The 19,536-nt window shown below is 43.1% G+C and carries 19 protein-coding genes and 1 tRNA gene; 10 read left to right on the top strand and 10 right to left on the bottom strand.

Translation table 11 applies throughout. From position 1 onward, the window contains the following. Window positions 1-336 precede the first annotated feature (336 nt). The 4 genes from R2Q85_RS02430 to R2Q85_RS02445 form a co-directional block, all read right to left on the bottom strand. Window positions 337-426, bottom strand: a tRNA-Ser gene (locus R2Q85_RS02430). A 94-nt stretch (window positions 427-520) separates the two neighbouring features. After that, window positions 521-1,513, bottom strand: coding sequence for a YihY/virulence factor BrkB family protein (locus tag R2Q85_RS02435; RefSeq protein WP_316810149.1), 993 nt, complete (start codon window positions 1,511-1,513; stop codon window positions 521-523). Between the two features lie 20 nt (window positions 1,514-1,533). Beyond that, window positions 1,534-2,580 carry an endolytic transglycosylase MltG gene (gene mltG, locus R2Q85_RS02440; protein WP_316810150.1) on the bottom strand — a complete coding sequence of 349 codons (1,047 nt, stop codon included), beginning with the start codon at window positions 2,578-2,580 and terminating at the stop codon, window positions 1,534-1,536. A 24-nt stretch (window positions 2,581-2,604) separates the two neighbouring features. Then, the gene (locus R2Q85_RS02445) at window positions 2,605-3,372 is read right to left on the bottom strand and encodes a PASTA domain-containing protein (protein WP_316810151.1); all 768 of its coding nucleotides are present in this window, start codon (window positions 3,370-3,372) and stop codon (window positions 2,605-2,607) included. 131 nt (window positions 3,373-3,503) lie between these two features. Here R2Q85_RS02445 and R2Q85_RS02450 point away from each other — a divergent pair, with 131 nt between their 5' ends. Next, a complete protein-coding gene (locus tag R2Q85_RS02450; protein ID WP_316810152.1) occupies window positions 3,504-4,490 on the top strand; it encodes a D-alanine--D-alanine ligase in 987 nt (328 codons plus the stop codon). A gap of 66 nt (window positions 4,491-4,556) precedes the next feature. On the opposite strand, the gene R2Q85_RS02455 is transcribed toward R2Q85_RS02450, so the two are convergent. Beyond that, complete coding sequence (locus tag R2Q85_RS02455; RefSeq protein WP_316810153.1) at window positions 4,557-5,327, bottom strand: DUF3575 domain-containing protein; 771 nt, start codon at window positions 5,325-5,327, stop codon at window positions 4,557-4,559. Window positions 5,328-5,454: 127 nt separating this feature from the next. Between R2Q85_RS02455 and R2Q85_RS02460 the strand changes: the two genes are divergently transcribed. Together R2Q85_RS02460 and R2Q85_RS02465 are read left to right on the top strand one after the other, a co-directional pair. Then, window positions 5,455-6,042 (top strand): Crp/Fnr family transcriptional regulator, encoded by a 588-nt coding sequence (locus tag R2Q85_RS02460; RefSeq protein ID WP_316810154.1) that lies wholly within the window; start codon window positions 5,455-5,457, stop codon window positions 6,040-6,042. Window positions 6,043-6,102: 60 nt separating this feature from the next. Continuing rightward, window positions 6,103-6,489: a DUF983 domain-containing protein gene (locus tag R2Q85_RS02465; protein WP_316810155.1), complete on the top strand. Its 387-nt coding sequence runs from the start codon at window positions 6,103-6,105 to the stop codon at window positions 6,487-6,489. Here R2Q85_RS02465 and R2Q85_RS02470 read toward each other — a convergent pair. After that, the gene (locus R2Q85_RS02470; RefSeq protein ID WP_316810156.1) at window positions 6,479-7,906 is read right to left on the bottom strand and encodes an MATE family efflux transporter; all 1,428 of its coding nucleotides are present in this window, start codon (window positions 7,904-7,906) and stop codon (window positions 6,479-6,481) included. The two genes, R2Q85_RS02465 and R2Q85_RS02470, sit on opposite strands and share 11 nt — an antisense overlap. A gap of 378 nt (window positions 7,907-8,284) precedes the next feature. Further along, window positions 8,285-8,704 (bottom strand): acyl-CoA thioesterase, encoded by a 420-nt coding sequence (locus R2Q85_RS02475; protein WP_316810157.1) that lies wholly within the window; start codon window positions 8,702-8,704, stop codon window positions 8,285-8,287. 135 nt (window positions 8,705-8,839) lie between these two features. Here R2Q85_RS02475 and rpsO point away from each other — a divergent pair, with 135 nt between their 5' ends. From rpsO to R2Q85_RS02510, 7 genes are all read left to right on the top strand, one after another. Further along, on the top strand, window positions 8,840-9,142 hold the full coding sequence (gene rpsO, locus R2Q85_RS02480) for a 30S ribosomal protein S15 (protein WP_316810158.1): 303 nt from the start codon (window positions 8,840-8,842) through the stop codon (window positions 9,140-9,142). Between the two features lie 153 nt (window positions 9,143-9,295). After that, a complete protein-coding gene (gene pnp, locus R2Q85_RS02485) occupies window positions 9,296-11,443 on the top strand; it encodes a polyribonucleotide nucleotidyltransferase (RefSeq protein WP_316810159.1) in 2,148 nt (715 codons plus the stop codon). Between the two features lie 148 nt (window positions 11,444-11,591). Continuing rightward, window positions 11,592-12,266, top strand: a complete 675-nt coding sequence (gene rpe, locus R2Q85_RS02490; RefSeq protein ID WP_316810160.1) for a ribulose-phosphate 3-epimerase — start codon at window positions 11,592-11,594, stop codon at window positions 12,264-12,266. A 17-nt stretch (window positions 12,267-12,283) separates the two neighbouring features. Further along, window positions 12,284-14,659, top strand: a complete 2,376-nt coding sequence (locus R2Q85_RS02495) for a carboxypeptidase-like regulatory domain-containing protein (RefSeq protein ID WP_316810161.1) — start codon at window positions 12,284-12,286, stop codon at window positions 14,657-14,659. Window positions 14,660-14,709: 50 nt separating this feature from the next. Next, window positions 14,710-15,774 carry a 3-phosphoserine/phosphohydroxythreonine transaminase gene (gene serC / locus R2Q85_RS02500; RefSeq protein ID WP_316810162.1) on the top strand — a complete coding sequence of 355 codons (1,065 nt, stop codon included), beginning with the start codon at window positions 14,710-14,712 and terminating at the stop codon, window positions 15,772-15,774. Window positions 15,775-15,785: 11 nt separating this feature from the next. Continuing rightward, window positions 15,786-16,736, top strand: a complete 951-nt coding sequence (locus R2Q85_RS02505) for a D-2-hydroxyacid dehydrogenase (RefSeq protein WP_316810163.1) — start codon at window positions 15,786-15,788, stop codon at window positions 16,734-16,736. A 66-nt stretch (window positions 16,737-16,802) separates the two neighbouring features. Then, on the top strand, window positions 16,803-18,047 hold the full coding sequence (locus tag R2Q85_RS02510) for a DUF1015 domain-containing protein (RefSeq protein WP_316810164.1): 1,245 nt from the start codon (window positions 16,803-16,805) through the stop codon (window positions 18,045-18,047). On the opposite strand, the gene R2Q85_RS02515 is transcribed toward R2Q85_RS02510, so the two are convergent. From R2Q85_RS02515 to R2Q85_RS02525, 3 genes are read right to left on the bottom strand one after another with little or no spacing between them, the layout of a single operon-like run. After that, a complete protein-coding gene (locus tag R2Q85_RS02515; RefSeq protein WP_316810165.1) occupies window positions 18,044-18,187 on the bottom strand; it encodes a hypothetical protein in 144 nt (47 codons plus the stop codon). The genes R2Q85_RS02510 and R2Q85_RS02515 overlap by 4 nt on opposite strands. After that, window positions 18,168-18,704 (bottom strand): hypothetical protein, encoded by a 537-nt coding sequence (locus tag R2Q85_RS02520; protein WP_316810166.1) that lies wholly within the window; start codon window positions 18,702-18,704, stop codon window positions 18,168-18,170. Before R2Q85_RS02520 ends, R2Q85_RS02515 begins: the two co-directional genes overlap by 20 nt. A 38-nt stretch (window positions 18,705-18,742) precedes the next feature. After that, window positions 18,743-19,522: an SAM-dependent chlorinase/fluorinase gene (locus R2Q85_RS02525; RefSeq protein ID WP_316810167.1), complete on the bottom strand. Its 780-nt coding sequence runs from the start codon at window positions 19,520-19,522 to the stop codon at window positions 18,743-18,745. Window positions 19,523-19,536 lie beyond the last annotated feature (14 nt).

A 19,536-nucleotide genomic window follows, 5' to 3' on the forward strand; every position in this document is an offset into this window, starting at 1 on the left:
CCTATGAAAAACTTATCGAGCGAAAACCCAAATCCACCCTTCAAATCAGCGATCAGCACAAGAATTTGATTTATCAGAACTTCTGGAAGGTGAACTGCATGAAGAATTATCGCTCATACCCTACATGTTGAACATGCCGAAAATTTTCCAGGATTCCAGTTTAGGACAAAAACACGCTATTTTACGCCAGGTGTTCAAACAAGGACTCACATTTAGAGAGGAGGTATTTAGAACACCTTTTATTAATCCGGAATTTGGATGTAACTTATTGATACTTAAAGAAAAAGGGTTGCTCTTTTTAGAACAACCCTTTGATTCTTTTGAGGAAGAACCCTCTGGCGGAGAGTGGGGGATTCGAACCCGCGGACCCTTTGACAAGTCAACAGTTTTCAAGACTGCCGCAATCGACCACTCTGCCAACTCTCCGCGACAAAAGTACAAACTCCGCTCGATTCTGCAAACTCTGTTTAGATTATTTTAGTAAAAAATGGATAAATGCTTAAAACTGAGCCAGAAAAATTTATCTTTTCTCTGATTTTTCATCAATAGAGGCCGTTTTTTTGAACAAATTGAAATTCGGGCGAATGATTTTTACACTCCGTTTCGACAGATCTACACTTGCATTCAGCTCAAAGCCGATCAATAAGATCAGAGAATTCAGGTAAAGCCAGATCATAATTACAATTAACGTACCTATGGAACCATAGATTTTATTGTAAGAACTGAAATTGTTGATGTAAAAAGAAAATCCCCAGATGGTGAGAAAGGCCAGGATAGTTGCCAGCCAGGAACCTGCACTAAAGAAGCGCCATTTTTTAGCATGGGCGGGGCCGTAGCGGTACAATATAGAGATGGTCACAAAATATAAAATACCCAGCAGCGACCACCTGGTCAGCTTGATCAGGTAAACCATAAAATCGCCTTTAATGTCCAGTCCGGTATCGATATAAGTTAACGCATATTCACCGATGGCCATGGCTATAATGCATACGATTACCGATAAAGCAATGATCAGAGTTAAAACAATAGCAATTAGCCGCTGCTTAAACCAGGTACGGGTTTCAATGATCAGCGAGGATTTATTAAAGGCCATCATCAGGTTATGCACGCCATTGGTGGCGAAGAAAAGTGAAAGCAAAAAACCAAAAGACAGCAAGCCACTGTTCTGTTTGTGTATAATTTCATCAAGCGTAGCGCTAAAGGCATGGTAAGCATCTGCCGGGAGGATCAGCATGATCAGCTGCATCAGCTGGTCCTGAAAATGAAATCTTTTGGGTATAAACGGAATTAAGGTAAATAGAAAAATGATGGCCGGAAAAATTGCCAGCATAAAGTTATAGGCCAGGGAAGAAGCTTTGTTCACCAAAGAATCTTTTCCGATCTCTTTAAAAAAGAAAGTCGCAACGGTATAAAGGGGGAGCGGGCTAAAGCCAGGAAGTATACATACTTTGGTCCAGTCTATAAACAAAGCATAAATTCTGATCTTTAACAGTTGCTGGTGTACCCACTCCATTTACCAAATCTACTTAAAATCTACTTGTAAATGTTGCGTTTATTTAATGCCGCTCTGTATTTCCTGGCATTGAGCTCATGCTCCTGAACAGTTACCGCGAAGTTATGGTAGCCGGAAAAGTCTTCTTTTGCACACATATAGATGTAATTGTTTTGCTCCCTGTTCAGTACGGCATCAATGGCATTGATGCTCGGCATCATAATAGGGCCAGGGGGCAGGCCTGCATATTTATAGGTATTGTACCTCGATTGCACTTGTAACAGTGAATTGGTTACCCGCTTTACCGTGAAATCGTCATTGGCAAAAATTACTGTAGGATCGGCCTGGAGCAATATACCTTTATTTAGCCGGTTTAAATATAAGCCTGCAATAACAGGCATCTCTTTGTCGTATAAGGCTTCAGCATCCACAATAGAGGCCAGTATGGATACCTGTATGGGGGTAAGATTTAACGCGGCAGCTTTTTGTTTGCGCTCCGCATTCCAGAATTTTTCATATTCCTTGTGCATCCTTTCAAAAAAAACTGCTGCCGTTACATTCCAGTACATTTCATAGGTATTTGGAATAAACATCACATAGCTGTTGTCTTTATTGAAGCCATATTTTTCTATCAGTGCGGCAGAATCCAGCAGGTTGATAAACGTTAAGGAATCGGGCTCCAGGTTACGGGCCAGATAGCCTGCAAAGTTTTCTTTTTTCCTTAAGTTTTGAAACTTCAGCTTTACAGGATCCTGGTTGCCTGATTTCAGCATATTGATGATGCTGCGGTTGTTCATCCCCTTATTCAGCTTATACCGGCCAGGTTTTAAGGCACCTGCCAGGTCCATTTTGGCAGCAGCCTGGCTAAAAGTACCGATCTCATTTAAAATGTCCTTGCGCCTCAGCTCTTCAAACAGATCGTCCATTGTAGACCCGGTTCTTACATACAGGTATTTTTCGCTGCCGGTCGCATTTGGCGAGAAATATACCCGATAGAAATTGAACCCAAAATAACCGGCAACCACTAAAACAGCCAGTGCCAGGGCCAGTATAATTTTGCCTTTGGTCTTCTTCTTTTCGTTTGTCATATATACAGCAAGTAATTCTACATGTTATTTATTGGAGAGCGTAATGTTTACCGGGGTGCCGATCTTTACCTTAGTTACCGAATCGGTTGCAAAAGGGTTTTGTCTTACCACTACAGCTGTTGCCGAATCGGTAATTGTGCCTTCATAGCTAATGATCCCCAGGTTCAGCATTGCCCCGTTTCTTAACGAAAATAAGGCCTCATCCCTGGTTAAACCAATTAAAGACGGGATATTTACTTCCTCATTCCCTTTTCCATCGCCAAGCACCAGGTCAACCCTGGAACCCTTAGGTAAGGTTTCACCTGCCTTGATCACTTGTCCTCCAAACAGTACCTGTAACACCACATCCCGGCTTACATCGGCCTTGTAGGTGGTATCCCCAACTTTCAGACCAAAACTTTCAATCAATGCCTGCGCTTCCCTCAAAGACTTAAATTCTACTTCCGGAAATTTAGCATTGGGTGCCTGGGCGGTATTGATGGTCAGGTAAATCGTACGGTTGTCTTTCACAAATGTATTGGCATTTGGATCCTGGTCAATCACTATCCCCGGAGGGGAGTCCATGATGTAAACCGAATCTACCTCGTAGCGCAGGCCCAGTGCTTCCAGTTTACTCACAGCCTGGGTAAAAGCAAGGCCTTTTAAAGCAGGGACATTAAGTCCTTGTCCGTGTTTGGTATAATATCTTAAGCTAAAGAAGGCCGCCATTAATATCACTACTACTGTAAGGATAGCAGCAATAAGGTTGTTTCTAAAAGAGTTGGTCTTTAGATAAGTAATGAATTTGCCCATAGCACGATTTGTTCTTTTAAGGTATTGCGGCCAAATTTAGGCTAAAAAAATATTTTATTGGAATTAAAATGACATCTGCATCAACTAATTTATATTTGTGGGGCATAGCAGATGAACAAGATATTAAACTAATGAAAAAAAAAATAGCATTATTAACTGGCGGTACTACCGGCGAATGGGTGGTTTCGGTTAAAAGCGCAGCTACCATTGCGCAGAACCTGGATGCAGATAAGTTTGATGTATATAAAATTATGCTCAGCCAGCAAGGCTGGTTCTATGAGCCAGCCGGTTCGGTAAAAATTGAGGTAGACCGCAATGACTTTTCTATTACCCTGGACGGAAAAAAAATAAAGTTTGAAGGGGTATTTATAGCCATTCACGGGTCGCCTGGCGAAGACGGCAAGCTGCAGGGTTATTTTGACATGCTGGGCATACCTTATACTACCTGCGATGCACTTACATCGGCAGTTACGATGAATAAAGGCTACACCAAGGCCATTGTTAACGATATCGAAGCTTTGAATATTGCCCGGTCGGCACAGATCTTTAAAGATACCGCATACAGCCTGGAGGAAATAAAGAATACCCTTAAAGTGCCTTATTTTGTGAAGCCCAACAACGGCGGAAGCAGCATCGGCATGAGCAAGGTAAACCATCCTGATGAGCTGCAGGCGGCAATAGACCGCGCCTTTAAAGAGGATAACCAGATTTTAATAGAAGAATTTATTTCCGGAAGGGAATTTACCATTGGAGTAGTAAAACTGGATGGTGAAATTACTGTGCTGCCAGCTACCGAGGTAGAAACCGCCAAAGAGTTTTTTGACTTTGAAGCCAAATATACCCCTGGGGTAGCTACTGAAACTACACCTGCGGTAATTAAGAAGGAAACTCTGGAAAGGGTTTCGCAGATTGCCAAAGCCGTGTACCTCAAGCTTAACTGCAGGGGAGTGGTGCGCATAGATTTTATCCTGAACGGAGACGAAGGTGATTTTTATTTCATTGAGATCAATACCATTCCCGGACAAACCGCTACAAGCTTTATCCCGCAACAGGTGGCTGCCGCCGGAATGAAGCTGAATGATTTTTACACCAAACTGATCAGGGAAACGATCGGTTAACAGGTTGCTGAATATAAAAAAAGGCCTGGCACATTTAAATGTGCCAGGCCTTTTTTGTTTGATCAGTTAAAACCTGAAGCCAACGCTCAATCCGGCCCTTAACCCGGCCCATGGCCCGTCAAAGTCAACTTTGGCACCTTCTCCGTCTACCTCATATTTAGTTTTAACCAAAGGTAGGTCGCTCAGGTCTTCCAGAGATTCTCTCAAAGCCTGCTGCTCCTCTGAGTTCAAAGTCTTTTTACCGGATATATTTCCTGAAGAAGTTCCGTAATTAGGACCTAAGATCCACCAGTCTAAATAAACCAGCTTGCTCAGTTTCCATTGCGCACCAAAAAGCAAACCTCCGGTTAAGGCAGTTACATCGCCGCTAAGTGGCATGGTTTCAGTTCTTGTTGTTCCCCCAACTTCCACATCAAAAGTATAGGGTACTTCGGCGGTATATTTTGAATACCTTACAAAAGGTGCTACATAAAAACCTCTGAATACGCCTTTGCCCATGTAAAATCTGATCTCAGGGGTAATGGCTGTATTTCCGGTCTTAAAATCTTTAATGCTGTTCCAGGTGTCTTCGTCATCGATCAGTTTTTCTACCTGGCCTGGAAAAGGAACACCTGATTTAGGGGCAAACCGCACACCTACAGCAACGGAGATCTTTTTACCAATTGCCCGCTCATATTGAAAGGAGTAATTTTTTAGCGCCAGGGCCGCAAAGTTCCACTTAACCAGGTTTTTACTTTCTGTTTCCGGCTTATTCTCCTGTGCATTTACAGAGACAGCAGCACTGAGCAGCATAATAGTTAATAAAATAATTGAATTTTTAGTAAAGTTTTTTTTCATAATCATTCGTTTATATAGGGTTTATATTTCGCCGAAGTTACATTAAATTCATATCACTGGAAATACCCATAACTAGGTATTTTATAAATGCTATGATTAACTTAGCAGGTAACGATTTTTACGCCATATGATCCTGAAATATCTGACAGATAACCATTACCCGGTACATGTTTACCAAAAGGACACGGTAATTTACGAACCCGGTGCCCAGCCCAAAGCTGTTTATTTCATCAAAAGCGGGGAAGTAAGGATGGTAACCGTAAATGATGACGGCAAAGAATTTATACAGGGGATTTTTAAGGCAAACCAATATTTTGGCGAACCTGCCTTGCTGGTAAATAAGCCTTACCTGGCCTATACCATTGTTACTAAAGATGCAGCACTCATCGTTGTAAACAAAGATGAGTTTTTTAAACTGCTGGAACAGGACCGTAATTTTAGCATGGAACTGATCAGAACTTTAAGCAACAGGTTATTTTACAAATCTATGATGCTCGAAGAACTGGCCAATGAACAGGCCGAACACCGCATCAGCACACTGATCAGCTATCTGCTCAGAAACCTGGAAGAAGGGGCTGTATTAGACCTCACAAGGCAACAGCTGGCAGACATGAGTGGTTTAAGGGTAGAAACCGTAATCCGTATTGTAAAGAAATTATCGGAACAGCATGTGTTAAAACTACAGCGGGGCAAGATCGTTAAAATGCAAATATGATCCAGGTCATAAATGGAGAAAGCGGGGTTGCGTATCTTTGTATACCTATAATGTATGTGTATGAAACCAATCTCAAAATTACAGGCAGTGGTAGCATGTAAATGTCCAAGGTGCCGCGAAGGGGCTATCTTTTCAGGAAGGATGTATGCTTTTAAAGCGCAGGGTACAAATGAATTTTGTCCTTCCTGTAACCTGCGCTTTGAGCGTGAACCCGGATTCTTTTATGTGGCCATGTTTATCAGCTATGCCATGAACGTTGCCGAAATGATCACCATAAGTGTAGCCACGTATATCCTGGGGGTTGACCTGGTTTACGAAAACCTTTGGGTTTACGCAGGGATCATCCTGGCAGGTGTACTTTTATTTGCCCCGTTCAATTACCGTTACTCACGCGTATTCCTTTTACACTGGCTGACACCAGGTTTAGGCTATGTGCCTAAACCTTAACTGTTTTCCATTTTCCTCTTCTGAACAGGATCAACCCTGCAATGGCGATGCCCGTTTCGGCTACCGGAATGGCTATAAATACACCGGTGGGCCCCATCCCGAAATGTTTGGCCAGCACATAAGCCAGCGGGATCTGGAACAGCCAGAAACCAAAGAAGTTAACACAGGTAGGTGTCCAGGTATCGCCCGCACCATTGAAAGTGCTGATCAGTACCATACCTATACCATAGCAGATATAACCAAGGCTCATGATCTGCAGCGCGTCAATGGCTATTTCCTGTATCTGTACATCATTGCTGAAGAAAGAGATGAAAAACCTGCCGCTGATAAAAGTAAAGGCCATGACCAGCAACATATAGATAATGATGTATTTGGCAGTTTTCATAACCGACTGTTCTGCTCTTTCCAGCTGTTTGGCGCCCAGGTTTTGTCCTACCAGGGTAGCGGCTGCATTGCTCATGCCCCAGGCAGGCAGCATGAAGAACATCATTAAGCGCAGGGCAGTTTGATAACCTGCCGAGCCGTGGTCACCACCGGTAGTGGCCACCAGCTGCGCTAAAAATATCCAGCTGCAGGAAGCGATCACAAATTGAAATATACCTGGTGTGGCAATTTTTAACAAGGCTTTGATCTGTTCCCAGTGTGGTTTTAAATAAGCAAGCTTGATTTTCAGTACGCCGCTTCCTTTAAATAAATGGTACAGCTGATAGCAAACGCCGATACCGCGACCGATAGAGGTGGCCATGGCTGCTCCTGTTAATCCGAAGGCGGGTACAGGACCAAATCCATTGATCAGTACCGGGCATAAAATGATGTTGGCAATATTGGCGATCCATAAACTTTTCATCGCTATGGCCGCATTACCCGCACCGCGGAATATGCCGTTGATCAGGAACAACAATACGATGATCACACTTCCGCCCATCATGATGCGCATAAATGTAGTGCCGTGATCCGCAGTTTCTGCCGAAGCACCCATGAGTACCAGGATTTCCCTGGCATAAATGAAACCGGCAATGCTGATCAGTATATTAAAAAATACCGCAATAAAAATGGCCTGCATACCGGCTTTGCCAGCTGCTTCAGGATCTTTTTCGCCCACCCTCCGGGCAACCACTGCAGTTGCGGCCATACTCATGCCTATCGCTAAGGAATAGATAACGGTGAGCACCGATTCGGTTAAACCGACGGTTTGGATGGCATGACTGCTGTTGTGCAGGTGGCCTACAAAATAAAGGTCTACCAATGCAAAAACAGACTCCATTGCCATTTCCAGCATCATAGGGATGGCCAGTAAAAGTACAGCCCGGCGCATGCTGCCCTTTGTAAAATCGAGCTCTTCGCCTTTAAGGGCCTGTTTTAAAAGAATAAAAATTTGAGATAGCTTGCCCATGGAAGCTGTTTTCTGTTCTGACATAAAAAATGGAAAAAAATAAAATATAAACCGTTATGCAGCATTTAGTGCTGAAGCTGATGTTTTGCGGGAAGGGAGGAGCCCTCGGTTCTTAGAACCTCAAACGGACTGCAAAGATTCTCATCGTTTTTGCGGTTTGTGTACTGCAAAATTATAAATTTTTAGGAGTTACAAAAATTATTATTCAAATAATCCATCCGGAAGCTGAATTTACACCTGTTCATCATCATAGGATGATAACGGGTTCATAACGGCTCCATATCGGGTTCGCCTCGGCTAAACCCAATTAAAACCCATTTTAAAGCTGTTGTAATGCTGACGTGATCTGGGCATGCGCAAAAGCCCAATGGCATCCGGGTATTGGTAAGGTAAAAAAGGAAATTAAATGCTGTAGGCTTTGATCATTTCACCGGTCACCTTGCAGCCCCTGCCGGTTGTAGTATCGATCATCACATAATCGAACCAGCCATCAGCAGCTACCTTGCCGGTCCGTTTGTTTGCTATTTCAAATTGTACTCTGCAGCCTTTTTCATTGATGGTAAGGATGCCGGTGCGGATCAGGATCACGTCGCCCAGGATCAGGGGGCGTTTAAAATCAACCAGGGCTGTACGCACTACCCAGCCAAATCCGCTCTCCAGGAAAGACTCCATCGGCATTTTGTAATGTTCGGCCATCTGTTCATAACGTGCAGCCAGCACATAGTCAAAATACTTGCTGTTGTGTACATGGTTAAACATGTCGATGTCATCAGGGCGTACTTTTAACTCGGTTTCAAATGTGCTGTACTGGGTTTGCTCCATCGGGTAAGGATTGATTTTACAAACATAAGGTTTTACTATTTAAATATCAGTTCAGCATATACTTGCTAATCATTAAAACATACTGTATCTTTGCCGCAATTAATTAATTTATACACACTTTAGTATCATTCAAGAATGTATTTAAGTAAAGAAGTAAAAGCCGATATTTTTAAAAAACACGGCGAAGTAGAAACAAACACGGGTTCTGCAGAAGGTCAGGTAGCGTTATTTACTTATCGTATTGCGCACTTAACAGAGCATTTAAAGAAAAATCGTAAAGATTTCTCTACCCAGTTGTCTCTGCAAAAATTAGTAGGTAAACGCCGTGGAATCCTGGCTTACCTCTACAAAAAAGATATTGAGCGTTATCGTGCGATCATTAAGTCGTTAGGACTTAGGGATATCATCAAACCTTTGGGGTCGAAAGACAACAAATAAGCGTACTTATATCAAGAAAAGCCATTCTTCCGGGAATGGCTTTTTAATTTACAGCTAAAAATCCGGAGGGTTTTAGCTATTTTTGTGAAAAATAAAAAAACTTATATAAACAAGGTGTGTAGAAAGAGGAAAACATACCACAACTATTATTAAATGAATGTAATAAAAAAATCGTTCGATCTGGGCGATGGAAGAACAATCGAAATTGAAACAGGTAAATTGGCTAAACAGGCTGATGGTGCTGTTGTTGTTAAAATGGGTGATACCATGCTTTTGGCTACTGTAGTATCTACGGTAGGTGCTAAGGCAGGTGTTGATTTCTTACCTTTATCTGTAGATTATCAGGAAAAGTATGCTGCCGCAGGCCGTATCCCTGGTGGTTTTCTTCGCCGTGAGGCCAGGTTGTCAGATTATGAGGTTTTAATCTCACGTTTGGTTGACCGTGCTTTACGCCCGATGTTCCCTGAAGATTATCACTCCGATACCCAGGTAATGATCTCATTGATCTCTTCTGATAAAAATATAATGCCTGACTGTCTGGCTGGTTTAGCTGCTTCGGCTGCTATTGCAGTTTCAGATATTCCTTTTAACGGACCAATCTCTGAAGTACGTGTAGCAAGAATTGATGGTAAATTTGTAATCAATCCTTATGTAAGTGATCTGGAACGGGCCGATATGGAGTTCCTTGTTGCCGGTACAGAGAATGATATCGTGATGGTTGAGGGGGAATGTAATGAGATCTCTGAAGCTGAAATGGTGGAAGCGATTGAATTTGCACACAAAGCTATTGTGATCCAGGTTCAGGCGCAAAAAGAACTGGCTGAGCTGGTAGGTAAAACGGTTAAACGCGAGTATTCTCATGAAGACAGTAATCCTGAATTAAGAGCCCAGGTTTTTGCTGCTACTTATGATAAAGTATATGCAATTGCTAAAAGCAACACCAGTAAAGGTGAACGTGGTGATGCATTTGGAGCCGTTTTGATGGATTTCATCGCTACTTTAGGCGAAGATATCGATGATGTTACCGGCTTTTTGTCTAAAAAATATTTCCATGATGTGCAATATGATGCCATCCGTAACCTGGTATTGGACGAAGGAATTCGTTTAGATGGCCGTGATGCACGTACTGTACGCCCGATCTGGAGTGAAGTTGGTTATTTGCCTGCTGCTCACGGATCAGCTGTATTTACACGTGGTGAGACCCAATCGTTAACTACCGTTACTTTAGGTTCTAAAGATGATGAGCAGATGATTGATGGTGCTTTCATTAACGGATACAACAAATTCCTTTTACATTATAACTTCCCTGGTTTCTCAACCGGAGAGGTTCGTCCTAACCGTGGTGCCGGTCGCCGCGAGATCGGTCATGGTAACCTGGCCATGCGTTCCTTAAAGAAAGTATTGCCCGGACTGGAAGAAAATCCATACACCATCCGTATTGTTTCTGATATTTTAGAATCTAACGGTTCATCTTCAATGGCAACTGTTTGTGCGGGTACTTTAGCCCTGATGGATGCCGGTATTAAAATCAAAGCACCTGTTTCGGGTATTGCTATGGGATTGATCACGGATGAGAAAACCGGTAAATATGCGATCCTTTCTGATATTTTGGGTGATGAGGATCACCTGGGTGATATGGACTTTAAAGTTACAGGTACTGAAAAAGGTATTGTAGCCTGCCAGATGGATCTGAAGATCAATGGTTTGAAATGGGAAGTATTGACCAACGCTTTAAACCAGGCTAAAGAGGCCCGTTTACACATCTTAAATGAGATGAAGAAAACGATCTCTGCACCTCGTGAGGATTACAAAGATCACGCTCCGCGTATCGTTTCTTTGAGCATTGATAAAGAATTTATTGGTGCGGTAATAGGACCAGGTGGTAAAATCATCCAGGAAATGCAACGGGAAACCGGCGCTTCTATTTCTATTGAAGAAGTAGGCAACAAAGGTATCGTTGAGATATTTGCGGATAACAAAGCTGCAATTGATGCTGCGGTTACCCGTATCAATGCCATTGCTGCTAAACCAGACATAGGTGCTACTTATGATGGTAAAGTGAAATCTATCATGCCATTTGGTGCATTTGTAGAGATCATGCCGGGTAAAGACGGACTGTTGCACATCTCTGAGATTGCATGGGAACGTTTAGAAACTATGGATGGCGTGCTTAAAGAAGGTGATAAAATCCAGGTTAAATTGTTGGATATTGACAAACAAGGTAAAATGAAGCTTTCCAGAAAAGCATTATTGCCTCGTCCGCCAAGACCGGAAACAGCCCCTGCTGAAAACAAAGCATAGTTAATTTGTGATGGCTAAGGCCGATAGAAATTGACACGAGTGCTATAAATTTTTTAAACCCCCGCCAATAGCGGGGGTTTTTTATTTACATGGGTTATTTTTTTATCTTTACCATTGCTAAAAAATGTAAATCAAAAATCATATTCAAATGCCCCATCTTATTGCACCTTCCGTACTTTCAGCAGATTTTGCCAATTTGCAGCGTGATATTGAAATGATCAACTCCAGTGCAGCCGATTGGTTCCATGTAGATGTAATGGATGGCGTGTTTGTTCCTAATATTTCATTTGGCTTTCCGGTAATGGAGGCGATCAGCAGATTTGCCAGGAAACCTTTGGATGTGCATTTGATGATTGTGAACCCGGACCAGTACATTGAACGCTTTGCTGCTGCAGGAGCTGCGGTTATTACCGTGCATTATGAGGCCTGTACCCATTTGCACAGAACCGTTCAGGCTATCCATGCTGCTGGTTGTAAGGCTGGAGTGGCACTGAACCCGCATACACCTGTAAGTTTGCTGAGTGATATACTTGCTGATCTGGATATGGTACTCATCATGTCTGTAAACCCGGGATTTGGCGGGCAGCAGTTCATCCCGAATTCACTGAATAAAATTGCTGCGCTGCGGAAGATGGCGGCAGCTGTAAACCCTGATCTGCTGATTGAAGTTGATGGTGGGGTAGGCCTACACAATACCGCTGCTTTATTGCAGGCCGGTGCCAATGTACTGGTTGCCGGAAATGCTATTTTTGCTGCTGCATCGCCAATGGCCATGATTTCGGAACTCAAACAGATTGACGGTGGCTTTGTACAGCATGTTTAAATAAAAATGATCCGTTAATGCTCAGAACATACCTGTTGGTTTTTGTTGTTTTGCTCGGCTTTGCCAGGACAAGTGCGCAGCCATTGGTAAAAGTATCTGGCCTGGTTACAGATGAGTCCGGGAATTTCTTACAACTGGTAACCGTTACGGTATTGGGACAAAGCCAATCCAACGTTACCGATGAGCATGGGGCTTACAACATCTATTCAAAAAGTAAAGCCTTTACCTTAAAATATGCACTGCTGGGATACCACCCGGTGCTGATCAGCATCAATCAGCAGAAGGCCGGAAGGATCACCCAGGATGTGGTGCTGAGCATAAATCCGAATGAACTGGAGCAGGTTACCATTACCAATAAACAAAACCAGCTGAGCAACAGTACGCTGATTAATATTGCCGATGCAGCAGCTATGCCTTCGGTTTCAGGGAATTTTGAAGCTGTGCTGAAAACTTTGCCAGGGGTATCACCCAATAATGAACTGAGTGCACAATACAGCGTGCGTGGCGGTAGTTTTGACGAGAACCTGGTCTATGTAAATGATATAGAGATCAGCAGGCCCCTGCTGGTTCGGAATGCGCGACAGGAAGGGCTGAGTTTCATCAATACGGATCTGCTGAGTTCGGCAAAGTTTTCGGCTGGCGGTTTCGAAGCCAGGTACGGGGACAAATTATCTTCCGTATTGGATGTGAGATACGACAGGCCCGACAGTAGTGCAACCACCTTCACTGCAGAACTGCTTGGTCTGGCCTTGAGTTCAAAAATTGTAAACCAGCACAGCTACCTGCTTACCGGCATACGGTACAAGAACAATACGGGCATATTGAACAGCCAGGACACCAAGGGGGTTTATACACCCAGTTTTACAGATGTGCAACTACTTTACCATTATAATTTATCCCCGCGGTTCAGTTTAAATCTGCTGGGTAACTACAATAGCGGAAGGTTTAAACTGATCCCGGAAAGCCGGGAAACAGAGTTTGGAACGGCTGATACGAAGCTCCGTTTAAATATTGATTATGAGGGCGAGGAAAAAGACAATTACCAGTCGGCAGGTGGCGCAGTAACCTTAAAATTTATACCAAAACCAGCTTATGTGATCAAGTGGATCAGCAGTTATTTCAAAACGGATGAAAAAGAGCATATTGACATGGTGGGCTGGTATTTGTTTGACAAAGGGGCTGGAACTGCTGCAGCAGGCAGCGCGATAGGGGGGTATATCAATTATGCCATGAACAGGCTTACCTCGCAGAGTTTTAGTACAGAACTGAAAGCAGACCAGATTTTTAAGAACCATACTTTTTCCTGGGGGCTGCGTTTTGAGCGTAAGGATTATAACGATGACCTGAATGAGTACAGTCTGATTGATTCTGCCGGATATATATCGAACCAGCAAGTGCACAGTTTTTATCAGGACAACAGTATCCTTGTTAAAAATAAACTGGCCATCCAGTATTATACCGCTTATGTACAGGACAGTTACCCACTCTCGTCCAATACCGATCTTCAGTTAGGGCTCAGGGGAAGTTATAACGACCTGAGTAAACAGTTTTTGCTAAGCCCGAGGCTCTTGCTGGCTTACCGGCCGGCAAAAAACAGGAAGATATTCCGCTTTACTGCCGGGGTTTATCAACAGGCACCGGATTACCGGAGCATCCGGAATTTTAACGGGTCGCTTAACTTAAACCAGCAGGCACAGCGCTCCTACAATACTTCTGCAGGGCTGGATTATGCTTTTGATGCCCTGGGGACCCGTTTAAAATTTAGTTCAGAACTCTATTTTAAATACCTGGACCGGCTGGTGCCTTATATGATGGACAATGTACGGATCAGGTACCTGGCCGGACAGACGGCCAGTGGCTATACTTACGGCGCTGATTTTAACATCGGTGGTGAGTTTGTGAAAGACCTGCTCTCTTACTTCAGGATCTCCTTCCTGAAGTCGGCGCAGGACCTGAAAGATGACGGCCTGGGTTACCTGAAACGGCCTGCAGACCAAAGGGTAAATTTCTCCGCTTATTTTCAGGACAGGTTGCTGAACAGTCCGGCTTATAAGGTACACCTTACCTTGCTTTACGGGGCTAAACTGCCAATAGGCTCGCCCTTGCTGCAAAGGTATTCCGATGATTTTCATATCCCGGCCTACAAGCGGGTGGATATTGGTTTCTCTAAAGATTTTTTAGATGATTTTAATGTAAAAAAATCAGGTTTTTTAGAGAAATATTTTAGTTCGTTTACGGCCAGTGTTGAAGTATTTAATTTGTTAAATATTGATAATACAGTTTCTTATTTATGGTTGAAAGATCTGGACAACGTACAATATGCTGTACCTAACTACTTAACCGGTAGACGGCTTAACGTAAAACTGGCCATGAAGTTTAAAAAACCGAAATGATAAACGACATAAAACTGTTACATTTACACGCAATAAATATAGTATAGAAAATGAGACACAATTTCGGCGCAGGCCCATGTATTTTACCTCAGGAAGTATTTAAACAAGCATCACAGGCGGTATTGGATTTTAAAGATGGTTTATCCATTCTGGAAATCTCTCACCGTGCTCCTGAATTTGAAGCGGTTGTAGATGAAACCGTAAAACTGATCAAGGAATTAATGAACGTACCATCGGGATATTCGGTTGTATTGTTACAAGGTGGTGCCAGTTTACAGTTTTCGATGGTTCCGATGAACTTATTACCTCAGGGTGGTACTGCTGCTTACCTGGAGACCGGTGTTTGGGCCAATAAAGCCATTAAAGAAGTGAAAACCTTTGGAACGGCTAATGTGGTTGCTTCTTCAAAAGCGGAGAACTTTACTTTTGTCCCTAAAGATTACAGCATTCCTGAAGACAGTGCTTATTTTCACTGCACTTCAAACAATACGATCTATGGCACTGAATTGTTCAGTTTTCCTGAAACCAAGGTTCCTGTAGTTTGTGACATGTCATCGGACATCATGAGCCGCGTAATTGATGTTTCCAGGTTTGACCTGATCTATGCAGGTGCACAGAAAAACATCGGACCAGCAGGTTTAACCATTGCGATTGTTAAGGATGAGATCCTGGGTAAATCAGGCCGGGCGATCCCTTCCATGCTGGATTATAAAGTTCACATTGACGGGGGCTCTATGTACAATACGCCGCCGGTGTTCTCTATCTATGTGGCCATGCTGAACCTGAGGTGGTTAAAATCTAAAGGCGGCGTTGCTGAAATTGAAAAAGAAAACGTGGCTAAAGCAAAAGCTTTATATACGGAGATTGACAGAAATCCTTTGTTCAGAGGTACCTGCGCAGTGGAAGACCGTTCAAGAATGAATGTTTGTTTTGTAATGGAGAATCCTGAACTGGAAAAACCATTTCTGAAGTTTGCAGAAGAGAACGGCGTTGAAGGTATAAAAGGACACAGAAGTGTGGGCGGTTTCAGGGCTTCCATGTATAACGCATTGCCAATTACAAGCGTTCACGCTTTAATAGAATTAATGCAGATTTTTGCTGAGAAACACCAATAATTTATATATTAATGATTAAGATACTTGCAAACGATGGGATAGATCCTGTCGGTAAAAGATTATTAGAAGAAGCTGGTTTTGTGGTAGATACTGATACTGTGCCACAGGATCAATTGGTAGAAGCCTTAAAAAATTACGATGGGATCACCGTTAGAAGTGCAACCAAATTGCGTAAGGAGCTGATAGACCAGGTGCCAAATCTTAAGCTGATTGGCCGTGGTGGTGTAGGAATGGACAACATTGATGTGGATTATGCCCGCAGTAAAGGTATTGCAGTGGTAAATACACCTGCAGCTTCTTCATTATCGGTAGCAGAGCTGGTTTTTGCACATTTGTTTACCGGTATCCGCTTTTTACAGGATTCCAACAGAAAAATGCCTGTTGAGGGAAATACCAAATTTAACGCCTTGAAAAAAGCTTATGCCGGTGGTGTAGAGCTGCAGGGTAAAACAATGGGGATCATTGGTTTTGGCCGTATTGGCCGCGAAACTGCTAAAGTAGCGCTTCGGTTAGGGATGAACGTTTTGGCTTACGATCTTTATCCGGCCGAAGGTACCTTGGCCTTAACCTTTCAGGGAGGTGCTGCTGTTGAGATCCCTTTCAAAACAGTTGCCCTGGATGAAGTGATTGCAAACAGCGATTTCATCAGTTTGCATACCCCATTTGCCGATAAACCTATTTTAGGAGCAGATGAGTTCGCTAAAATGAAAACGGGTGTAGGTGTGGTAAACTGCTCACGTGGCGGTACCATTGATGAGGCGGCTTTGATTGCTGCTTTGGATAGTGGTAAAGTTGCTTTTGCCGGTCTGGATGTATTCGACAACGAGCCTACTCCGGATGCTGCTATTTTGCAACATGCTAAAATATCTTTAACGCCACATATTGGTGCGGCAACCAATGAAGCGCAGGAACGTATCGGTACTGAACTGGCTTCGTTGATTATTGAGCACTTTAATAAATAAGTAATTTTTAAAAAAGGGTACCTGATTTAAGGATTAGGTACCCTTTTTTGTTTTTAAACCAAATATATGCCTACAATTAAGCCATTCTGTGCGCTTAAACCTGCTGTGCATTTGCAAAAGCAAGTGGTAACGCGTCCGCTTGAAAATTACAGTACGGGTGAGGCAAAGCTCATCGCTTCAGAAAACCCATGCAGTTTTCTCCATCTCATTGACCCTGAACTGGATAATCCTTACCTGAGAGGCACAAGACAGGAGCTGGTGTTTAAAAAGATCAGCGAAAACCTGGAAGATTTTATCGCGCATCATTACCTGGTTAAACAAACACAACCCGCCATTTACATTTACCGGATAAACCACAATGGCTTGGTCCAGACCGGGATCTGGACACTTACGCACATCAGTGACTACCTGGAAAACAGGATAAAAAAACATGAATCGACAGTAGCGCGCAGGGAAACACTTTTAGCCGATTACCTGCAGCAAACAGGTCTGGATGCCAATCCTGTACTGATAACCTACCGTCCTGATGCGGTGATAGACAGGGTAACCGCTAAGTATTTATCAGCCAAACCAGCACTCGATTTTGTTTTTGAAGATGGTACGAAACACCAGATCTGGGCCGTTACTGCTACGGACGACCTGGAGGTTATTGTACATTCCTTTGCGCAGCTACCTGAAGTTTATATTGCTGACGGGCATCACCGGGCTGCTGCTATGGCAAAAATGGGACTGCAAAAGAAACTACTGAATGCGGCAAAACACAATGGAACCGAACTTTATAATTATTTCAGTACGGTATACATGAATACCAGGGAGGTTAAGGTACTGGAGTTTAACCGGCTGATCAGGGATATGGGGAATTTGACCGCCGAAGGCTTTCTGGATGCTGTTTCGCAATCGTTTTTACTGGAGAAATCCGCTGTCCCGGTAAAACCTGATGCATTGCACCAGTTGGGCATGTACTTTAACGGGCAATGGTATGTGCTGCTTCCGAAAGCAGGTTTATACAACGAAGATGATCCTGTTGAAGTATTGGATGTGCGCATTTTACAAAACTTTATCCTGGAACCGGTACTGCACATCAAAGACCCCAGAACAGATGCACGGATTACATTTGAAGGCGGGAACACACCGGTGCTTACCTTACAAAGCCGTGTAGATAACGGCTTGTTCGCCCTGGCTTTTACCTTATACCCGCCATCTGTTGAACAGGTGATTGCCGTGGCCGACGCAGGAGGGGTGATGCCACCCAAATCTACCTGGGTAGAACCCAAGTTCCTGGTAGGTTTACTGACCAGCTATTTCAATTAAAGAGAATTCGTAAGCGTCCAGTATTTGTACCCGAGTATGGCTTTTTGTACGTTGGTCAGTTTCATCGGATCTTTTTTGTACAGACTGGGCAGCAATACTTTATTGAGCTTAACGAGTATTTTAAAAAACTGCTTCTTCATTTCTTTTTGTTAAACGGTTCATTTTTTTTGTGAAAAACCAGATTAGTGCTGCAATTGTCAGAACAAATAGCGCAACAGTTAGCTTTAACAAGTTTTTATCTACGTTTAGTGCTATGGCTTCTTTACGGAGCCCTTCATTTTGGTCCTGTAAAGTTTTGATCGCTGTTTTGTAATTTTGTATCCTGTCATTCGTTTGATTCGCATCATTTTTAACTGTCTTTACTTCCAGGTCCTTATATTCCATTAAAATTTTTAGCTCCCTGAAGATGTTGTTGTCATTCAAAACCACCTGTCTCAGGATTTCGTTCGAGTTCCGGATGTCTTTTTTAGTCTGAAGGCCGAATATTCCGGTACGGGCAGTTAAACTTTCATCATACTGTCCAAATCTGGCACTTCTTTCGGCCAGCAGTGCATTAATTTTTAAACGCTGGGTCTGATAGGCGCTGGTGTCATTTTGGAGCGCCAGCGCTTTAAAAGTGCTTAAAAAGGCCAGTAAAAAGAATAGGATATTGCGCATGGATTGTTTTTTGCCAGGTATCCAGCAAACTCTATGCCTTAAGGATGAAATTCGACCCTGACAATATCATTCAGGTGCAAACCAAGCAGTCCGCTGGCCTTTCCTTTGTTGATGGCGATCTCGAGGTGGTTGCTGATGCCGAATAAACAGAGTTTTTCCCCTTCAGGAACTTCATTGTAATGCCAGCTGAGCTGGCTGATGGTTTCACTTTTGCGGAAATACAAGGTGAAATCCCTGTTGCGCTGGATTTTTGTAAAGAGTTCTTTGGTGATATTGGTGATCACATTGCTGAAAGTGTCAATATAGATCACACTTCCCCTGATCATGTCGCGTTCAATGACCGGGTTGAGCAGCATGCGTTCCTCAATATTGTCGGTAGGCACACCTATGTCTTTTAATTTCGCGCCTTTAGCCAGCTGTGTTGCTGCTTTAACAAAAATATCGACCAGCGGGAAGTGCAGGTATTTGAGGTCCTGCATGATATTCAGCTCCACAATTTCTTCCGGTCTTTCCTCAAACAGCAGGGAAAAGATACCGTTATCGGCACCTACAAAAAAATGATCTTTGTGTTTCAGGGCAATGTATTTGGTGTGCTGGCTGAATACGGAATCGATGCCGATCAGGTGAACAGTACCCTTGGGAAAGTAGGGGTAAACGTTCTTTAACACGAATGCCGCATGCGAAATGTTAAAGGATGGCACTTCATGGGTTACATCAACAATAGTAGCCGTAGGCAAGATACTCAGGATACTTCCCTTAAGGGCAGCCTGATAGAAATCTTTTGATCCTAAATCTGTTGTTAAAGTAATAATGGCCATTAAAAATTGAATAT

Source organism: Pedobacter heparinus, from assembly GCF_032678725.1.
In the GTDB taxonomy this organism is placed as follows: Bacteria; Bacteroidota; Bacteroidia; order Sphingobacteriales; family Sphingobacteriaceae; genus Pedobacter; species Pedobacter heparinus_A.